Origin of the sequence: Klebsiella sp. Ech2A (assembly GCF_030078455.1) — a bacterium.
Taxonomy (GTDB): domain Bacteria; phylum Pseudomonadota; class Gammaproteobacteria; order Enterobacterales; family Enterobacteriaceae; genus Klebsiella; species Klebsiella terrigena.
Genome location: NZ_JAQGFU010000409.1, coordinates 1 through 1465, shown reverse-complemented (window position 1 = coordinate 1465; position 1465 = coordinate 1). Strand labels below are relative to the sequence as shown.

Sequence of the window (1465 nt, the reverse complement as noted above, 5' to 3'; positions counted from 1 at the left end):
GATCATCAGGAAGTGAGGGCGGTGCGGCAGACCGGCTGCGCGATGCTGGCGGAAAACAACGGTCAGCAGGTGATGGACCTCTCCGCCGTGGCGCACCTGGCGGCGATAAAAGGGCGTATCCCGTTCATTAATTTCTTCGACGGCTTTCGCACCTCGCACGAAATTCAAAAAATTGAGGTGCTGGAGTATGAGCAGCTGGAAACGCTGCTCGATCGGCCCGCGCTGGAGAGCTTTCGCCGTAACGCGCTGCATCCGGATCATCCGGTCATTCGCGGCACCGCGCAAAACCCGGACATCTACTTTCAGGAGCGGGAAGCGGGGAACCGCTTTTACCAGGCTCTTCCCGAGCTGGTCGAAGGCTACATGGCGCAAATCAGCGCCATTACCGGACGGGAATACCATCTGTTCAACTATTCCGGCGCGGCGGATGCCGAACGGGTGATTATCGCGATGGGATCGGTGTGCGACACCGTTCAGGAGGTGGTGGAGACGCTGAACGCGGCGGGAGAGAAGGTCGGCTTGCTCAGCGTGCACCTGTTCCGCCCCTTTTCGCTGGCGCACTTCTTTGCTCAGCTGCCGACATCCGTCCGGCGCATTGCCGTACTCGATCGTACTAAGGAGCCGGGGGCCCAGGCCGAGCCGCTCTGTCTTGACATTAAAAACGCCTTCTATCATCACGACGATCCGCCGCTGATTGTCGGCGGCCGCTATGCGCTGGGTGGGAAGGACGTTCTGCCCAACGATATCGCCGCCGTGTTTGACAATCTCAACCGGCCGCTGCCGATGGATGGCTTCACGCTGGGGATTATCGATGATGTCACCTTTACCTCATTGCCGGCTCGCCAGAAGACGCTGGAGGTTTCTCACGCGGGCATCACCGCCTGTAAATTCTGGGGAATGGGCTCGGACGGCACGGTTGGGGCGAATAAAAGCGCGATCAAGATCATTGGCGACAGGACCGATCTCTACGCGCAGGCCTATTTTTCCTACGACTCGAAAAAATCCGGCGGCATTACCGTGTCGCACCTGCGCTTCGGCGACCGGCCGATCACCTCGCCCTATCTGATCCACCGGGCGGATTTTATCTCCTGTTCGCAGCAGTCCTGGGTTGAACGCTATGAGCTGCTGGATGGGCTAAAGCCGGGGGGCACCTTTTTGCTCAACTGCAGCTGGTCCGATGCCGAGCTTGAGCAGCACCTGCCCGCCGGCTTTAAGCGCTATCTGGCGCGGGAAAATATCCGTTTTTACACCCTCAACGCCGTAGATATTGCCCGCGAGCTCGGGCTGGGCGGGCGTTTTAATATGCTGATGCAGGCGGCGTTCTTTAAGCTGGCGGCGATTATCGATCCGCAGACCGCCGCGAACTATCTCAAACAGGCGGTGGAAAAGAGCTACGGCAACAAGGGGGCACGCGTCATTGAGATGAACCAGCGGGCGATTGACCTCGGCATGGCGTCGCTGCATC

At 59.3% G+C, this 1465-nt stretch carries 1 protein-coding gene; it reads left to right on the top strand.

The features are described 5' to 3' along the window. A partial coding sequence (locus PFH44_RS27515; RefSeq protein WP_283826827.1) for a 2-oxoacid:acceptor oxidoreductase family protein occupies positions 1 to 1465 on the top strand: 1465 nt, incomplete at both ends.